This is a genomic window from Streptomyces sp. NPDC049627, assembly GCF_044465645.1.
Lineage (GTDB): Bacteria > Actinomycetota > Actinomycetes > Streptomycetales > Streptomycetaceae > Streptomyces.
Genome location: NZ_JBITLW010000006.1, coordinates 443,742 through 461,265, shown reverse-complemented (window position 1 = coordinate 461,265; position 17,524 = coordinate 443,742). Strand labels below are relative to the sequence as shown.

At 69.4% G+C, this 17,524-nt stretch carries 16 protein-coding genes; 11 read left to right on the top strand and 5 right to left on the bottom strand.

All coding sequences use genetic code 11. The annotated features are described in order from the left end of the window. Positions 1-20 precede the first annotated feature (20 nt). Positions 21-557: a MarR family winged helix-turn-helix transcriptional regulator gene (locus ACIBU0_RS19195; protein ID WP_398819403.1), complete on the top strand. Its 537-nt coding sequence runs from the start codon at positions 21-23 to the stop codon at positions 555-557. 114 nt (positions 558-671) lie between these two features. On the opposite strand, the gene ACIBU0_RS19190 is transcribed toward ACIBU0_RS19195, so the two are convergent. Then, complete coding sequence (locus tag ACIBU0_RS19190; protein ID WP_398819400.1) at positions 672-2,213, bottom strand: MFS transporter; 1,542 nt, start codon at positions 2,211-2,213, stop codon at positions 672-674. 165 nt (positions 2,214-2,378) lie between these two features. Continuing rightward, positions 2,379-3,023: a TetR/AcrR family transcriptional regulator gene (locus ACIBU0_RS19185; protein ID WP_398819397.1), complete on the bottom strand. Its 645-nt coding sequence runs from the start codon at positions 3,021-3,023 to the stop codon at positions 2,379-2,381. Between the two features lie 257 nt (positions 3,024-3,280). On the opposite strand from ACIBU0_RS19185, the gene ACIBU0_RS19180 reads away from it, so the two are divergent. Beyond that, on the top strand, positions 3,281-4,567 hold the full coding sequence (locus ACIBU0_RS19180) for a M6 family metalloprotease domain-containing protein (RefSeq protein ID WP_398819394.1): 1,287 nt from the start codon (positions 3,281-3,283) through the stop codon (positions 4,565-4,567). Between the two features lie 63 nt (positions 4,568-4,630). Next, positions 4,631-6,298, top strand: a complete 1,668-nt coding sequence (locus tag ACIBU0_RS19175; RefSeq protein WP_398819391.1) for an IclR family transcriptional regulator C-terminal domain-containing protein — start codon at positions 4,631-4,633, stop codon at positions 6,296-6,298. An 8-nt stretch (positions 6,299-6,306) separates the two neighbouring features. Here the strand turns inward: ACIBU0_RS19175 and ACIBU0_RS19170 are convergent, their stop codons facing one another. Beyond that, positions 6,307-6,894: an NADPH-dependent FMN reductase gene (locus ACIBU0_RS19170; protein ID WP_398819388.1), complete on the bottom strand. Its 588-nt coding sequence runs from the start codon at positions 6,892-6,894 to the stop codon at positions 6,307-6,309. A gap of 82 nt (positions 6,895-6,976) precedes the next feature. Continuing rightward, positions 6,977-8,020 (bottom strand): GlxA family transcriptional regulator, encoded by a 1,044-nt coding sequence (locus ACIBU0_RS19165; RefSeq protein WP_398819385.1) that lies wholly within the window; start codon positions 8,018-8,020, stop codon positions 6,977-6,979. A gap of 140 nt (positions 8,021-8,160) precedes the next feature. On the opposite strand from ACIBU0_RS19165, the gene ACIBU0_RS19160 reads away from it, so the two are divergent. The 6 genes from ACIBU0_RS19160 to ACIBU0_RS19135 all read left to right on the top strand — a co-directional run bounded on the left by ACIBU0_RS19160 (position 8,161) and on the right by ACIBU0_RS19135 (position 13,682). Continuing rightward, the gene (locus tag ACIBU0_RS19160; RefSeq protein WP_398819382.1) at positions 8,161-8,739 is read left to right on the top strand and encodes a cysteine hydrolase family protein; all 579 of its coding nucleotides are present in this window, start codon (positions 8,161-8,163) and stop codon (positions 8,737-8,739) included. Between the two features lie 334 nt (positions 8,740-9,073). Next, positions 9,074-10,240: a hypothetical protein gene (locus ACIBU0_RS19155; RefSeq protein ID WP_398819380.1), complete on the top strand. Its 1,167-nt coding sequence runs from the start codon at positions 9,074-9,076 to the stop codon at positions 10,238-10,240. Between the two features lie 133 nt (positions 10,241-10,373). After that, positions 10,374-11,636: a CynX/NimT family MFS transporter gene (locus ACIBU0_RS19150; RefSeq protein ID WP_398819377.1), complete on the top strand. Its 1,263-nt coding sequence runs from the start codon at positions 10,374-10,376 to the stop codon at positions 11,634-11,636. A 317-nt stretch (positions 11,637-11,953) separates the two neighbouring features. Beyond that, a complete protein-coding gene (locus tag ACIBU0_RS19145; RefSeq protein ID WP_133928803.1) occupies positions 11,954-12,412 on the top strand; it encodes a hypothetical protein in 459 nt (152 codons plus the stop codon). A gap of 12 nt (positions 12,413-12,424) precedes the next feature. Continuing rightward, on the top strand, positions 12,425-13,147 hold the full coding sequence (locus ACIBU0_RS19140) for a hypothetical protein (RefSeq protein ID WP_208299042.1): 723 nt from the start codon (positions 12,425-12,427) through the stop codon (positions 13,145-13,147). Next, positions 13,134-13,682, top strand: coding sequence for an SLOG family protein (locus tag ACIBU0_RS19135; RefSeq protein WP_166662365.1), 549 nt, complete (start codon positions 13,134-13,136; stop codon positions 13,680-13,682). Before ACIBU0_RS19140 ends, ACIBU0_RS19135 begins: the two co-directional genes overlap by 14 nt. Positions 13,683-13,760: 78 nt before the next feature. Here ACIBU0_RS19135 and ACIBU0_RS19130 read toward each other — a convergent pair whose 3' ends face one another. Next, the gene (locus ACIBU0_RS19130) at positions 13,761-14,474 is read right to left on the bottom strand and encodes a hypothetical protein (RefSeq protein ID WP_398819373.1); all 714 of its coding nucleotides are present in this window, start codon (positions 14,472-14,474) and stop codon (positions 13,761-13,763) included. Between the two features lie 518 nt (positions 14,475-14,992). On the opposite strand from ACIBU0_RS19130, the gene ACIBU0_RS19125 reads away from it, so the two are divergent. Both ACIBU0_RS19125 and ACIBU0_RS19120 read left to right on the top strand, forming a co-directional pair. Next, positions 14,993-15,436: a hypothetical protein gene (locus ACIBU0_RS19125; protein WP_133928809.1), complete on the top strand. Its 444-nt coding sequence runs from the start codon at positions 14,993-14,995 to the stop codon at positions 15,434-15,436. Then, positions 15,433-17,523: a hypothetical protein gene (locus tag ACIBU0_RS19120; protein ID WP_133928810.1), complete on the top strand. Its 2,091-nt coding sequence runs from the start codon at positions 15,433-15,435 to the stop codon at positions 17,521-17,523. The genes ACIBU0_RS19125 and ACIBU0_RS19120 overlap by 4 nt, the downstream gene beginning before the upstream one ends. Position 17,524: the final 1 nt, after the last annotated feature.

Here is a 17,524-nt window from a genome sequence, read left to right as displayed (position 1 = left end):
GCTCTCGTACAGTGGAGTACATGAATACGGCATCGCCCTCCGCGTCACCGGCGTCCGGCCCCGCGCCCGGGGAGGAACCGCGCTGGCTCACCGACGAGGAGCAGCGCGTCTGGCGCTCCTACATCGACGCGACCACGCTGCTCGAGGACTACCTGGACCGCCAGCTCCAGCGGGACGCGGGCATGCCGCACGTCTACTACGGCCTCCTGGTCAAGCTCGCCGAGTCCCCGCACCGCCGGCTGCGGATGACCGAGCTGGCGATGTACGCGAAGATCACCCGCTCCCGGCTCTCGCACGCCGTCGCCCGGCTGGAGAAGAACGGCTGGGTGCGGCGCGAGGACTGCCCCGACGACAAGCGGGGCCAGTTCGCGGTGCTGACCGACCAGGGCCTCCAGGTGCTGAAGCAGACGGCCCCGGGCCATGTGGAGGCCGTACGCCAGGCCTTGTTCGACCGCCTCAGCCCCGAACAGCAAAGAGCCCTCGGCGAGATCATGCAGATCGTCGCCGAGGGCCTGCAGCCGAGCGAAGCGGGTGCGGACCTGCCCTGGCTCCGCTGAACCGCTCATTCAGCGGAGCCGGGGCAGATCCTGCGAGGCGGTACGTACGGAGCGTCCCCATCCCCGTACGTACGCCTGGTCCCAAGGGGTACGGCCGTACGGTCGTCGTCGGACTCAGTGCGCGACGACCGGCACCGCCACCTCGTCCTCGACCTCGGCACCGGAGCCGGTCACCGTGGTGGTGTCCGGGCTGCCGGCGTTGACGAGGACACCGACGAGCACGGCGGCGAGCACCAGCATGCCGACCGCGAACCAGATCGCGTTGGTGTAGCCGTGCACCATGCCCTCCAGCTGGACCAGCTGCTGCTGGGACCGGCCGGCCGCACCGGCCATGTGGTCGGCGATGTAGGACGTGGTGGCCGAGGCGGCGATCGTGTTCAGCAGGGCCGTGCCGATCGCGCCGCCCACCTGCTGCGAGGTGTTGACCATCGCGGAGGCCACACCGGCGTCCCGCGGCTCGACGCCCAGGGTGGCCAGGGACATGGCCGGCATGAACGCCGTACCCATACCGAGGCCGAGCAGCACCATCGACGGCAGGACCAGCGAGGCGTACGACGAGCCGATCTCCATCTGCGTCAGCAGGGACATGCCGAGCGCGGCGACCAGGAACCCGGGGCCCATCAGCATCCGCGCGGGAACGCGGGTCATCAGGCGGGTGCCGATCTGGGTCGAGCCGACCATCATGCCGACGATCATCGGCAGGAAGGCGAAGCCGGTCTTGATCGGCGAGTAGCCCTTGACGATCTGCAGGTAGTAGGTGAGGAACAGGAAGGTGCCGAACATCGCGATGATCGCGATGCCGAGGGAGAGGTAGATCCCGCCGCGGTTGCGGTCGGTGACCACGCGCAGCGGCAGCAGCGGGGCCTTGACCTTCGCCTCGGTGATGACGAAGGCGAGCAGCAGCACCGCGGAGGCGACGAACAGGCCGACGGTCATGGAGTCGCCCCAGCCGTCGGACTCGGCGCGGGTGAAGCCGTAGACCAGTGCGACCAGGCCCAGGGTGGACAGCAGGACGCCGGGGATGTCGAGCGGGTTGCGGTTGCGGCCGCCCTCCGGCTCACGGATCACGAAGTACGCGCCGAGCGCGGCGACGATCGCGAACGGGATGTTGACGAAGAACGTCCAGCGCCAGTCCATGTACTCGGTGAGCACGCCGCCGAGGATGAAGCCCACGGCACCGCCACCACCGGCGATGGCACCGTAGATGCCGAACGCCTTGGCGCGCTCCTTGGCGTCCGTGAACATCACGGCGAGCAGCGACAGCGCGGCGGGCGCGAGCAGTGCGCCGAAGACACCCTGCAGGGCACGGGCGCCGAACATCATGGCCTCGTTGGTGGCCGCGCCGCCCAGCGCGGAGGCGCCGGCGAAGCCGACCAGGCCGACGACGAAGGCGTTCTTGCGGCCCCACAGGTCGGCTATCCGGCCGCCGAAGAGCAGGAGTCCGCCGAAGGCCAGGGCGTAGGCCGTGACGACCCACTGGCGGTTGCCGTCCGAGATGCCCAGGTCCTGCTGGGCGGAGGGCAGGGCGATGTTCACGATGGTCGCGTCGAGGACGACCATCAGCTGGGCGAGCGCGATGAAGACGAGCGCTTTCCAGCGGTTGGCGTCACCGGATGTCGCCGGTGTGCCGGGAGCCTTTGCGGCCGTTTCAGACATGGGGGTACCCACTTCGGGACTTCGTGACGGAAAAAGTGAAAGGTAAGGGGACGGCTCGTCGGCTGTGACGGCCGGTGAGAGTCGCTGATGTGATGACTGTGATGACTGCTGTGGTGCTCTGAACTAATCGACTGATCGGTCGGGACTGATCGGTCGAGGTGACGGTCAGGCCTGGCGCAGGTCCTCCATGGTCAGCGCCGTGCCCGGCAGGACCGAGCGGGCCGGGGCCCGCAGTCCGTCCAGGAACAGCTGCAGATGGCGGTGGACGAAGCGGTCGGCGATGTGGCACCCGGTCCCGGCCGGGGGCCGGCTGAGCTGGGCCGCGGCGAGCAGGACGTCACCGACGTCCACGTCGGAGCGGAGCTGGCCGGCCGCCTTGGCGCGGTCCATGATCTCCACGACCAGTTGCTCGACCCGCTCGCGTGCGACTTCCAGATCCGGATGGTGCTGGTCGAAGGTGCTCTGGACCATCGGGCACAGCGCGCTGATCCGCTCGTCGGCGGCGGTGTGCACGAAGCGCTCCAGGGCCCCGAAGGCATCCCCGGTCTCCGCGAGCGCGCGCTCGGCAGCCGCGGCCGTGCGCTCCATGACGGAGCAGACGACCTCGCGGACCAGCGCGTCGCGGTCGGGGAAGTTGCGGTACACCGTGGCGTTGCCGACGCCGGCCCGGCGGGCGATGTCGTCCAGCGGCACGTCGGGGCCGAACTCGACGAACATCTCCCGGGCGGCGGTGACGATCCGCTCCCGGTTGCGCAGGGCGTCGGCGCGCGGCCGGCTCGCCTTGCGCGTTACGGGGGTCGCGGTCTGCACGGCGTACTCCTGAGTTCCAGTGGGAGGCGATCCGGGGAAGCTGTCCCCGTTTCGCTCGGACACATGGCTAAACGGGGAAGGGCTCCCCGGTTATTTCCCGCCTCCGGAAAACTTTCATGTGACCTGAATCACATTCTTCCGTTCCAAGAACCCACGTTCGGTCTCTTCCAGCGCGCGCCCGCGCATGCCCCGCCACAGGGTGATCGAGAGGGCACAGCGCGCGGCCGGCGAGCTGTCATGGACGGAAGGGCCCCTGCATGCAGCCGAGCCGTCGGATACGCCCCCGCCGTGCGGTTGCCCTCGCCTCCGTGACCGCCCTGACCCTGGCGGTCGGCACCTCGGCGGGCACCGGGCGCCACACGGCGGGCCCCTCGACGGCAACACAGGCGGGACCGATCGCCCTGGCCCGCTCCTCCCCTCTCGGCCCCTGCATGATCAGCGGTCGGCCGGCGGTCCAGATGTCGGAGGGCGTGCCGACGGTACGCGGCTACTCCCGCTCCACCGGCACCGTCCACGCCCTCACCGTGATGGTCGACTTCCCCGACGCCCCCGGCCAGGGCAAGGCCCTCGACCGTTTCGCGGAGTTCTTCCCGAAGACCCAGGAGTGGTTCCGCACCAGCTCCTACGGCCGCCTCGACTACCGCCCCCGCACCCCGATCCGCGGCTGGCTGCGCATGCCCCAGTCGTTCCACGCGTACGGCATAGAGCGCGGCGCGCCCTTCGACCCGGGGTACCGCGAGCTGGTCCAGGACATCGTGGCGGCGGCCGATCCCGAGGTGGACTTCCGGGCGTACGACTTCCTGAACGTGCTGGTGACGCCGAACGCCGGCCCGTCGGCCCTGGACACCGTCCTGTCGGTGTCCTTCGCGGGCAACACCGAGGCCCCGGTGGCCGACGGCGTCTCGGTCGCGAACGCCTCCTTCGTCTACTCCCGCCAGGACGACGGCTCCGGCACCTACCACCGCACCGGCTACCGCGTCCTCCCCCACGAGAACGGCCACGTCTTCGGGCTGCCCGACCTGTACACCGCCGAGGGCGGGAGCGCGGTCGGCCACTGGGACATCATGAGCGAGGACTGGGGGGCCAACAACGACCTGCTCGGCTGGCACAAGTGGAAGCTGGGCTGGCTGGACGCCGCGCAGGTACGGTGCGCGGCGGCCCGCGGGACCTCCGAGTACTCCCTGACGCCGCTGGCCCGCGCGGGCGGTCCGAAGCTGGTGTTCATCCCGCTGGACCGCCGCACCGGATACGCCGTCGAGGTGCGCACGCGCGAGGGCAACGACGAGACGGTGTGCCGGCCCGGCGTGCTGGTCTACAAGGTCGACGCGGACGTGGACACCGGGATGGGGCCGGTGCAGGTCCACGACTCCCGGCAGGACAGCGGCGGCTGCACCCGCAGCCCCAACGTCCACGCCGAACTCTCGGACGCGACGTTCGTTCCCGGGGAGGAGTTCCGGGACGCGAAGCGGGGGGTGCGGGTCGCGGTGGTGGAGGCGGACCTGGCGGGGAGTTACCGGGTGCGGGTGACGCGGGAGCAAGCGTGACTGAGGAGCGGGCCTGCGGCGGATTACGGTGGGGCCTGCCGTGAACGCCCCACCGGAGAGCCGATGCCCGCGAAGACGATCCAGGACGCCCCTGCCGTACCTGCCGAGGCGGTGACGCCGCTGATCCGTGGTGTCGCGGTGCTGTGGCGGCTGACGGAGGCCGGCGGGACGCTCAGCGCGAGCGGGCTGGAGAAGGCCACCGGGCTCGCCCGCTCCACGGTGGACCGGATCGCGTCCACGCTCGCCCGCATGGGGTACGTCCGTCTCGACGGCCGTGACGTGCTGCTGGCACCCCGCGTGATGGAACTCGGCAACGCCTACCTGGCCGCCCTGGGCCTGCCCGCCCTCCTCGCCGCGCACGCGGACGCGCTCGCCGACGAGCTGGACGAGTCGGTGTCGCTGGCGGTCGGGGACCGCGACGGCATCCGCTTCATCCACCAGGCGACCCGCCGCCGCGCGATGTCCCTCAGCTTCCGCATCGGCGACCTGCTGCCGGCCGAACGCACCGCGCCGGGCCCGCTGTTCGCCACCCAGTGGTCGGACGCGGAGTGGCAGGCCTGGCGCGCACGCCGGGCGGCGGACCCCGAGGACCGCGGTTTTCCGGCCGTGCCGCCCCGGGAGCACATGTCGTCCGACACGGCCTTCGAGCGCCGGGCGGCGCGGGCCCGGGAGGACGACTGGGCGCTGGACGACCAGTTGATCGAACCGGGGCTGGTCGCCGTGTCCGTCCCGGTACGGGATCCCCGGGCGGGCGGCCGCATCGCCTGCGTGGCCAGCGTGGTCAGCCACACCAGCCGCCACACGGCGGCGGACCTGCGCGACACACTCCTCCCCCGCCTGCGCACGGCGGTGGCGGAGATGGAACGCGAGCTGCGCGGTGCCCCGGAGCCGCGCCGCGAGGCGGCTCCGGCGGGCCTGGCCACCTGGACGGGCGCCTCCAAACAGGAACTGGGCAGGGAGTTCGTCGAGTCGCTGGCGCGCGGGCTGACCGTACTGACCGCCTTCGGCGAGGGACGCGCCGAGCTGACGCTCACGGACGTGGCCCAGGCGACGGGACTGTCCCGGGCCACGGCACGCAGGGCACTCATCACGTACGGGCATCTGGGCCTGGTCCGCCCGTCGGGCGCGCGTGCCTTCTCCCTGACGCCCCGTGTCCTGTCGCTGGGCTTTCCGCCCCTGTCCCGGACGTCCCTGGCGCGGATCGCCACTCCCCACCTGGCCGAACTGGCCGACCGGGTCCACGAGTCGGCGTCCCTGGCGGTACTGACGCCGTCCGGCGAGGAGATCCAGTACACGGCCCGGGCGGCCACCGCCCGCGTGATGAGCGTCGACATCGCGGTCGGCACGCGACTGCCGGCCTACGCGACCTCGCTGGGCCGGGTGCTGCTGGCGGATCTCCCCGCCGGGGAACGGCACTTGGGGGGCCTGTCCCCGCTGACGCCGCGTACGACCACGGATCCCGCGACGCTGACGGCCGTACTGGAGGACGTCAGGACCCGCGGATACGCCCTGGTCGACGAGGAGTTGGAGGAGGGCCTGCGCTCGGTGGCGGTACCGGTGCGCGACCGCGGCGGCCGGGTGGTCGCCGCGGTGAACGTGGCGATGCACGCGGCGCGGCGGTCCGTGGAGGAGTGCGTACGGGACGTGCTGCCGGAGCTCGTGGAGACGGCCGGGCGGGTGGAGCGGGACCTGCGGGTGGCGGGGCGGTTCGCCCGGGTCGCGATGTCCTGAGGGCCTGTTCAGCCGTCGTACGGCCTGGCGGCGCGGCCCTCGCGCAGGGTCAGCCCCCACCAGGCGAGCTGGTCGAGGAGCACGGCGGCGGCCTTGGCGGTGCCGTCCTGGTCGTGCGGGCGGCCCTCCTCGTCGAACCGCTCCCAGGCCATGGCGAAGCCGACGGTGTCGCGCAGGGTGACGGCGTGCAGCTCGGCGAAGACCTGACGCAGCTGCTCGACGGCCCGCTGGCCGCCGGCCATACCGCCGTAGGAGACGAAGCCGACCGGCTTGGCCCGCCACTCGCGGTAGACATAGTCGATGGCCAGCTTCAGGGCGGCCGGGTAGCCGTGGTTGTACTCGGGCGTGACGACGACGAACCCGTCGAGTCCGCCGATGCGCTCGGCCAGGGTCGGGGCGTCGTCCGGGGCGGCGGACCGTTCCAGGGTCAGCTTGAGCTCGTCGGCGAGGGCGGGTTCGGACAGGTCGATGACGTGCGTCTCCATGTCGTCACGCCGGCCGATCTCGGAGACGAACCACTGCGCGACCTTGTCGGCGAAACGGCCGGGGCGGACGCTGCCGATGAGGACGCCGATCCTGAGCGGGGGTTGGGACATGAGGGTGCCTCGATTCCGTTGCTGGTGAAGGGAGTTCACGGGTGCCTCCGGGCGGCCCGCGAGAGCAACGTAAAATCTCAAGTTAACTTGAGGTCAAGGAAGCCCGCTGGGCCGTGGTCCCGCGGAACTTGGCCCGGTACTCGCTCGGCGTCGCGGCGAGGCGGCGGCGGAACGCCCGGATGAGGGTGTCGACGGTGCCGAAACCGCAGCCGGAGGCGATGCGTTCCAGCGTGTCGTCGGTGGTCGCCAGCAGATGGCCGGCCGTCTCGACCCGGAGCGACTCGATGTAGGCGTGCGGCGTGGTGCCGAGTTCCGCCTTGAAGATCCGGGTGAGCTGCCGGTCGCTGACGTGCGCGTACGCGGCCAGCTCCGGGACGGTGAGGCGCTGGTCGAGGTGGTTCAGGATGTGGTGCCGGAGATCCTCGATGCGCCGTGTCGTGGACACCCGCTCCAGCGGCACGCTGAACTGGGACTGCCCGCCGGGCCGCTTCAGGTACATCACGAGCTGGCGGGCGACGCGCAGCGCGACCTGCTCGCCGAAGTCCTCCGCGACCAGGGCGAGCGACAGGTCCAGGCAGGCGCTGATCCCCGCGCCGGTCCACACCTCCGGGGAGGCCTCGCCCCCCTCGCGGATGAAGATCGGATCCGGGTCGACCCGCACCGCCGGATGGTCGGCGGCGAGCCGCTGCGCGGTCGACCAGTGCGTGGTGGCCCGCTTGCCGTCGAGGAGCCCCGCGGCGGCGAGGATGTGCGCGCCGACGCACACCGAGGCGACGCGCCGGGCACGGCCGGCCAGCGCTTTCACCCGGGCCACCGTGCCGGGTTCGGTGACGGGGTGGACGCGGCGCTCGCTGTCCACCTCCACCGAGCCGGGCACCAGCAGGGTGTCGATGGCCCGTGCGCCGACGTCCTGGAACGTGGTGTCGGGCAGGATCCGTACGCCCGCCGCCGTCGTCACCGGTTCCAGGGTCTCGGCGGCGAGCACGACCTCGTAGCCGGCGCGCTCCGTGGTCTTGGACAGGACTTCGCGCGGGACGAGGGAGAACACCTCCGGCGGGCCGGTGACATCGAGGAGGTCGACCCCTTCGAACAGCACCATCACCATCAGTCGGTTCACGGCCCCCACCCTGCAACCCCCTGTTTCCCTCGCGGACATGGGTGTCGGTTTCTGCATAGAGCGCGTCATTGCCCACCCCCCGGTTCGGGCCATAGCGTCGCATACACGTTCAACAGAGTGTTGAACATGTGGACCTTTGGAGAAGACCTGTGGCAAGCAAGACGCTGCGCGAACTCGGCGGTGCCGACCACACCCCCGCGGCCCTCGCGTCCTCGACGCTCGTCCTCGTCGACTACCAGAACACCTACACCCGCGGTGTGATGGAACTCGACGGCTGGCAGCCCGCCCTGGAAGCGGCGTCGGACCTGCTGTCCCGTGCCCGCGCCGCCGGCGCCACGGTCATCCACGTCCAGCACGACGGCGGCGAGGGTTCGCCGTACGACATCCGCACGGAGATCGGCCGGATCCACCCCGACGTGGCGCCGGCCGACGGCGAGGCCGTGGTCGTCAAGCAGGCCCCGGACGCCTTCCACGGCACCGACCTCGGCAAGCTCGTGGACGAGGCCGGGAACGAGACCGTGATCGTCGCCGGGTTCATGACCCACATGTGCATCGCGTACACGACCGCGTCCGCGGCCCTGCGCGGCAACAGGCCGACCGTCCCGGCGGACGCCTGCGCCACCCGGTCGATCGTGGACGTGTCCGCCGACGAGCTGCACCGCAGTGCGCTGGCGGCCATCGCCGACGCGTACGGCGTGGTCGTCGCGTCCGGCAAGGAACTGGTCTGACGCGAAGACGTCGGGCACGACGCCGCCGCGGGGGCTCGACGGCCTGGCGCCGGCGTGCTCCACGGCCTGGCGCCGGCGTGCTCCACGGCCTGGCGCCGGCGTGCTCCACGGCTTGGCGCCGGCGTCCTCTCCCCCACCGCGCCGAGCCGGCGCGCCCCGCAGTTCCCCCCTCTCCGGCCTCCCTCCAGCCCCACGCTGCCGGAGAGGGACCCCTTCCTCGCATTGCTCCCCGCGTCCCGGCCCTCAGCGGCTCCCGGCGGGTCAGTTCCCCCCACACCACCGCTTCCCCCACGGCGGGAACACCTGACGACCCATGCGTTACGGAGAGCAAGCCATGGCAACACGCCGGACCTTCATCGGCAGCGCGGGCGGCATCGGCGCCGCGACCTTCCTGGGCCATACGGCCACCCGGCCGCCCGCTGCTGCAGCGGCGTCCACGGCGTCCGCCGCCCTCGACGCCACCCCCATCGCGGAGACGGTGACCACGCGGACCGCCGCCCGGGACTCCCTCCGCGCGGTGAACGCCGCGATGCGCGCCAACTACGCGGCGCTGAAAGCCGACCTGGTCAGGAATCTCGGGCCCGTCATCGTGGTGCAGAACGACGCGAAGGGCGGCACGTTCACCCTCGTCCACCAGGGCAAGCAGTACGTCGAGCACCCGGTGGCCGAGGAGTTCGAGCTGGCGAAGTCCCTCGCCCATGTGCCGCTCGGGATCTACTCCACGATCGCGCAGTACCTGTCGGACAAGGTCCCGAACGTCGCCAACGCCGACCGGATCGACGCCCACGACCTCGACATGGTGGCGATGAAGGGCCCCGGCACCGACGCCTGGACCACGCCGCTGCAATCCTTCGCCGACACCCTGACCACCGGGAAGAACAACCTCGCCGCGGCGAACCTGCCGCAGGAGCTGCACAACTCCTGCGCGAAGATCCTCGACGAGGCGCTGACCTTCATCGCCGACTCCGTCCGCGCCCGCGCCTTCGACATCGCCTCGTTCCAGGACTTCGCGCGGCGCGTCTATCCGTCGATCCGGGTGAACATGCAGCACGCCTCGGCGGCGCAGATCTCCGGCGTGCAGGGCCTGTGCCGGAAGTGGCGGGCGCAGATCGGGGAGGAGGCCTGGGCCGACCTGTACACGGTGGTGCTGTCGATCTGGACGACGTCGGTGCTGAACCAGGCGGAGATCATCATCAAGCCGATGATGAACCAGAAGAAGGTGGCCACCCACCTGATCGACATCCCCACGGCACAGGTGCCGTCGGACCCGATCGGAGTGGCGCTGGACAACCTGGCGCGGATCGTTCAGGACAACATCGCCGCGGAGCTGGTGTTCGTCTCCGACGCGAAGGTCGCCGACGCCCTGAAGGGCAAGGAGGACCTGCTGTCCGACGAGATCCTCAAGCAGCTCGGCACGACCGTCTCCGGTGGGACTGCCGGTGCGGCGTTCCGCGCCGCGGGCAGGGCGACGTGTCCGGTCGATCACGGCGTGAGCGTCTGACACGGCGTGAGCGTTTTTGGCACGGCGTGAGCGTCTGACGGAACCCGCCTCGAAAGCCCGGCGGCCCTCTCCTGTGCGGAGGCGGGGGCCGCCGTCACATCCACGGGGACCGCACGTGCACGGGGGAGCACACGTGAACACCAGGCTGTGGCTCGTCGCCGGCCTGATTCTGCTGGCCGTCAATCTGCGCGCGGCGATGACCGGGATGCCGCCGCTCATCGGGAACGTGCAGCAGGAACTCGCCCTGTCCGGCGCCCGGATCGGCCTGCTGGCGACGCTGCCGGTGCTGTGCCTGGGCGCCTTCGCCTGGCTCGCGCCCACGCTCGCCCGCCGGTTCGGGACGCACGCCGCCGTGTGCGCGGCCGCCTCGGTACTGGCGCTCGGCGCCGCGGTGCGGGCGGTTCCGTGGCCGCCGGCGCTCTTCGCCGGGACGGTGCTGTGCGGGGCCGGTATCGCCGTCGGCAACGTCCTGGTACCCGCGGTCGTCAAGGACCACTTCGCCGACCGGGCCGGCCTGTTCACCGGCCTCACCATGACGCTCATGGCCGGCTCGGGCGCCCTCGCCGCCGGGGCCGCGGTGCCGTTGTCCGCCGCGGCCGGCTGGCAGTTCGCTCTTGCGGTGTGGGCGATACCGGCGGTGCCGGCTGCGGCGGTGTGGGGGCTGCTGGCCGTGCGGGGAGCCCCGATGCCGAGGCCAAGGCCGGGGGCGAGGGCGATGCACCGGTCGCCCGGAGGATCCGTATCCCTGCTGGGCTGTGCGCTCGCCTGGTGGGTGTCGGCGTTCCTCGGGCTGGTGTCGCTCATGTTCTACGTACTGGTGGCGTGGCTGCCCAGGATCCTGCAGGCGAGCGGCTACTCACCCGCCCAGGCCGGCCTGATGATGTCGGTGATGCTGACCATCGGCATCCCGCTGGGCTTCGTCGTGCCCCTTGCCGCCGCCCGCATGCGCAGCCAGCGGTCCCTCGTGGTGGCCGTGATCGCGGCGAAGCCGATCTCCCTCACAGGTCTGCTGCTGGCCCCTGCCCACGGCTGGGTATGGGTGTGCCTGCTCGGCGCGGCGACCGGCGCCGCCTTCCCCTTGGCCATGACGCTCCTCGGCCTGCGCACGAACGACCCGCGGACCGCCGCCGACCTCTCGGCGATGGCCCAGACCACCGGCTACCTCCTGGCCGGCCTCGGCCCACTCGCCACAGGCCTGCTGCACGACATCACCGACGGCTGGCGCACACCGCTCACCGCCCTGACCGCCCTGGTGGTACCGGAGGCGATCACCGGCCTCCTGGCCGCCCGCCCCGGCCACGTACGCCCCCGCGACCGCAACCCCAAGCATCCCCCGCAGATCCCTTCTGACCTGCGGAAACGAGAACCTTCCCATTCTCGATCCCTTATCCGCTAGGCTAGTCGCCGGATCTCGCCGAGATCCTTGCCTTCGTGGGATGTGTGGGAAATTCCGTCGCCGCAGGTCAGGCCTGGTGGCGTGCGACCCCCCGAAACGCGGCAGCCCCGAATCCCAAACGCCTGTGCAGCGTTTTCGCAGCTCATGTCGTGTGTGCAGGGTGCGGTGCAACGCCTGAATTTGGTGCAACCTGTGCACGCTGGCGGTGCAGGCAGGCCACGGCGCGCAGCGCGCATCTGGCACTGCCCGAGTGAACCTGTCACCCATGGGGCGGCATCGCGATTGCTACTTGAGTAGCTAGGCGGCAGCCTGACCGCATGGCAACCTCCCACGCCCCGTCAGTCGCCGACCACCGAGTCCTCCTGCTCCTCCTGGACGACCAGGACCGCCTGATGCTGTGCGGCGGATGCTGCGCCGGCTGGACAGTCCCGCAGACACTCCTCACCCGCGACGCCGATTTCAAGGACGGGGCCGCTCAGTACCTGGCCGACCGATTTCGCATCTCGAACCCGCGTTTCGGATCCGTCTATGGAGTTCACGAAACGCGAGAGCCGGAATGCTGGGAGCACGACCAGCGCACGGTTTCCCACGTTTTCATCGTAAGGATCAGCGCGGAAGAGTCAGATTCGTTCCTGACGATGTCTCCATCACACACCCGTTGGAAAATCAGCGAGCTGAGAACTCGCCACCGCGATGTCTCACCCGAAGGCGTGGCCCTTCTGGTCTTTGGATACGTGGAAGGTTGGCTTCCCGACGGCCCAATTTCGCTCTACTGACCTGGAGTCCCCATGTCTCTGCACGCAATTGAGATCATCCTGACTCGGACCGTACGCGGAGTCGAGCTGAAGGCCGCGCGACGGATCAGCGGAATGCCAATGGCCTCGTCACGCGATGGAAAAAGCATCGCCGTTCTCGTGTCGGCGCGAGACGAGGAGCTTGCCATCAGAAAGGTATGGAAGCGACTCCAGGACTCCCTTCCCATTGACGTGCTGTGCACCCTCTTCCCAGGGCCGGACGGAATGCTGCGGATGAGCATCCCGTTCGCGCCCGGGGTGAAGAGAAGAATCCGCGCCTGGGCCAAGGCGTCAGGAAAGAGCACGGATGAGTTCTTGAGCCAGGCGATCAAAGATGCATTGGCTCGTGACCGTGCCACTGAAGCAGCCAGTCAGGCGTGTGCGCTGAATTATATGCTCCACACGTGCGCCTGGCTGGATTCACCGCTGAGCTACGCGGATCGCGTCCCCGTTTCGCGACTGCCGACGTCCCTCGGAGACCTCGTGCGAAGGATCTCCAATTCCGGAACGCGTATCGTATTCACCGACATCACCGGGCCCATCGCCTCACTGATCGGCGAGCGAGAATTGAGGGGACTCGAGAACGCGTTCGCGATTGCAGAATGCCAGGAGCGGAAGACCGACTCCTCGTCCTTTATGCCGCACGACGAAGCGGTCGAGGAAGGGCCGGCCGACGACGAGGCCGGAGAAGACGAGGAGCCGCGTGGAACTGGCTGATCCCCGCGTGCTGGTGTGCGGCGACCGGCGGTGGGCCTGGCCCGGCACGGTCGCCGCGGTGTTGGACCGACTAGCAGCGCGCTACGGTGACCGGCTCGTAGTGATCGAGGGCGCTGCATCGGGTGCAGATCAAGCAGCACACCTCTGGTGCGAGCGGAACGGACTCAACGGCGATCACCACCGCTGTCACCCGGTGGACTGGCAGGCCGAGCGACAGGCACGGCCAAAAGCGTGGCGATCGGCCGGGCCCGAGCGGAACACTCGGATGCTGTTGCAGGAGCACCCGCGGTTGATCATCGCCTTCCACACCCGCCTGGACCCTGGGACCGGCGGCACTTCGGACATGTGCCTGCGCGGTCTGCTGGCTGGGATTCCCGCCTGGCATGTGACCGGGCCAGATCCCGGTGTCGGACGGTGGTTGCTGCCGCACGAGTTCCCCCGACGGCGTAGGGATCGTGTGCGTAGCGAACTCGATGTGGCTCGGCGGACCTGGCTCACGGCACAAGCTGACAACGATGCCATCGAGACCGAATAGAAAGGCGCGGGCGGTTTCGCTCAGTGGGTACGTGGGACGAGATCCTCGTACGATGCCTTGTCAGTGGGAGTAGGTTTACTAGGTTGCACCGGTTGCTCGGGGAGGTGTTACGCGTTCCGTCAGGGCGATCCGACCGGGAAGGTTCTGGTAGTCGCTGAAGTAGAAGAACTTCGGCTCGCGGCCGCGCAGGATGCGTACGGCCCGCTGCCAGGCACTCGCACTGTCGCCCAGCCGCTGGCGCGCCGCCCTGGTGAAGAGATCGACGTCCACCGCGGTGTAGTCCGAGTCTTCCGCGGCGGCCAGGCCGTCGGCTTGCTCGAGGGCAGCGGCCAGGCTCCGCGTTCCGAGGACGCTACGCAATGCCGGGGACACTTCTTCGTCGGCGTACAGGTTGTCCAGAGCCACGGCTTCGTCGACCTGCAGGATGACCGTGTTGGTTCCCTCGTAAGGAATGGATCGTGAGTACGAGCGCCCCTTGATCACACCGGGGCCGAGCACGTCGGTGACAGCTTTCAGGTCTTCATCGTCAAGGGTGAACGTGCAGGTGATCGGTTTGGCGTTCTTGATCTCTCCTGAGCGAGTGTCGGGGACCTTCCTCCACCGCGGATAGTCCTGCCCCAAGGTGAAGGAGTCCTGCGGATACACAGGGTGGAAGCGATAGATCGCCGACAGCAGTGCCGTCTTTCCGCTCTCGTTCTTGCCGACCAGTGCGGTGACATCCGGCGCGATATCGACATTGCCGCTGTCAACGATGTTACGAAAGAGGCGACTTCGCACCTGAGTGAGCTGCATGCAACCAGTCTGCCCCTACCTGCCCGCCCACTTCGAGCCATTTGCCATATTCGCGATCAACCACACCGGTCCGCTCTACTTGTCGAGCTCAAGGCCAAGATCCGCCGATGCGGCCGAGAACTCTGCGCGCATCATCCCCCGACCCGCCAGCGAGGGCCTGCTCACCTGTCCCGGACCGCCGGGGCCCGGCCCGCCTCTCTGTCACCGTGCGCGTACCGGATTCACATCACTCACACCAGTGCTTTCTACTCGGTTCCGGACAATCACCTAAAGTGGCGCTTTGGCCAAGTTACGCCGTAGCTGAAGCATGAACTGCCGCCCATCCTGGGCCTTACGAAGGATTGCCAGGCCCGGCGTCTCGCACCCGGGATCCGAATCGGCCAGATTCGAGCGCTTGATAATTACTCATTCCGGTATATGGCAAATACTTTCGATTGCCGATATCCACGCCGACATCCACCCTGATGTGTCGAATATGCCACCGACCCCTGCGCACCTCACTGGGCAGGGGAACGACCATGGGGGACGCGTTGGACATCATGCAGGTCGCGGGTGTGGGAGCTGCCGCTCTCGTCACCGAGATGGTCAGGAGCACCTGGGACTCGGTACGGGGTGCGGTGGCCCGAATCCTTCGTCGCGACGGTGAGCAGGGCGCCGGGCAGGTACTGCGACTGATCGACACGGCACGGCAGCAGCTCGTCGACAGCCCTGAAAGTGAACGCGGAGCGGTGGAGGAGCGGCTGCGCGGTGACCTGTTGATCCAGTTGGCGGCCTTCCTCCAGCGGCATCCGGACGCGGCGCAAGATCTTCAGGAGCTGGCTGCCAAGGTTCAAGAGGCCGATGAGGGTTCAGGCGCGCGGACGAGCGTGCACCACAACACCAACAGCCAGGTCGTCATCGCCGGCGGTGCCATCAACGCCTCGGGCGGCTTCCACTACGGGACGCCGGAGGGAGGCCGGTGAGCGAGGAGAGCGCTCCCGACGCCGTTCCGCCCCTGCCTCCCGCTCCACCGGTCCCCATACCCACGCCCGAACTGCGGGTGGACGTCGGCAACAACCACAACTCGAAGATCATCGTGGCCGCCGGCTCCGTCACCATGACGAGCAAGCCGCAGCTGCCGGTGACCGGGATTCCACAGGCGGAGCTCGACGTCGTGCGCCTTGCGTGGGTGGGACTGAGTTCGCGGGACGAGGAGGTGCGGACGGCGGGAGAGGCCATCGATCGTCTGACTGGCGGTGGGCCCCGGCTGGCCGTCGTCGTCGGACCGGCCGGCTACGGCAAACGCACCGCCGGGATCAAGGCCCTGTGGGAGATCTCCCAGAAGGAACAGGCCGCTCCCGGCAGGCCGTTGGCCCTTCGGGAGATCCGGCCCGACTGGGAGAAGCCCCGCTCCCCGGACATCTCCGTGCTGCCCGACGAGCCGGGCACGGGATACCTGCTGGACGTGGCCGCGGAGATCAGTTCCTGGCGCAACGTGGGGAACTTCGCGGAGCAGCTGGTGAGTTACGCCGAGGAGCTGCTCTATGTGGGCTCGTACTTGGTCGTGATCGCCGACGAGCACGGGTGGCCCGAAGCCGCCTCCGGGACCCTGGCCCGGGTCGTCGTCCGCGCAACGACGAAGCCCTGCGCCCAACGAGTGGCACGGACGCACCTGGAGTACGTGCATCACCGGCCGGACCGGCTGCGCTGGCTGAACACGGCTTCCTCCGGGACAGGTCTGGTCGGCGAGGCCGCGCATCTGCTGACCGATGACAGCCGTCCTGCGGATGGCGCGCGCCTGGCCGACAAGCTCGCCTCCGCCGTGAACTCCACAGAGGGGCTGAAGGCGGCGCTCAGCGCCTTCCAGGAATGGTGGTCCGACGTCCAGAAGGTCTTCGCCGAGACGGAGGACAAGCCGGAGGACCGCGCTCTGCTCGTCTCCACCTTGTTCCTGAACAACAAGGACGCGCTGACCATCCAGGACGGATCCAGGATGCTCCTGGACGAGCCGCGGGAGACCAGCGTTCGGACGATCCTGACCGGGCCCGATCTGACCACCCGGCTCAAGGCCCTGGGAGCGAAGGTCACTGGGCGGACCGTCACCCTCGACCACCAGCGCGGCTACGCTCGTGCCGTCCTGCTCCACCTTTGGCAGCAACGCGCCGACATCCACCCGCCGTTGCTGGCATGGCTCGACACCATCACGTCGCCCAAGGGGCCCGGGGCCGATCGACTCGCCCCCATCGGCGACCTACTGGTCGAGCTGGCCGTCGCGGAGAACGACATCCGCGTCATCAAGCAGATCCACGCCTGGATCGACAACGGCGACAGCAGCCCCGAGCACTTGCAGCTGATCGCTCGCGTCCTCACGGTCGCCGCCGAGGCGGACACCTTGGGCGCCGAGGTCCGTTCCCTGCTGCTGGACTCGGCGCAAGAGACCTCAGAAGCCGTGGCGACCGTTGTCGCTCTGGTCTGCCAGGGCGACTTCGCCGACCACTACCCGCGCCAGGCCCTCGTCCGCCTGCGGCACATCCTCGACCGGCCCGACTCCGACGGCGCCGTACTCGTGGCACAGCGGGCGCTGCGCGACATCGCCGCCCGCGAGGGCCAACTGCCCCGCGTGTGGAACACCGTGATCAAGTGGGCCACCGAGAAGAAGCACCTGGCCGGCCACCGGGCCTTCCTCTCACTACTGGACCCCCGCGTCGATCCGTACGTTCTGCAGGTCATGCTGGCGGCCGCGGAGCAGAAGGAGGACGTCAAAGAGGCGCTCGTCCAGGGCTGGAACGTGGCGCTGGCCGACGACCGGGTCGACGCGGAGTGCCGGGAGCTGTTGACCGCGTGGGCGCACTTCCGGCAGACGACGGAGGTGTCGCGCGAGCTTGTGACAGAAATCCTCAACGAGATCGTCGTACAGCACCTGTACTCCACGCCGATCTCGGCGCTCATCTTCGGCGAACCTGGCGTGGTCAACGACGAGGCCGTGATCGAGCTGCGCAAGGACCTCAGGCTGCCCGCAGCCTTGTCGGTAGCGCGCCTCAACTACGAGTCCACGCCTGTGGAGTCCTGAT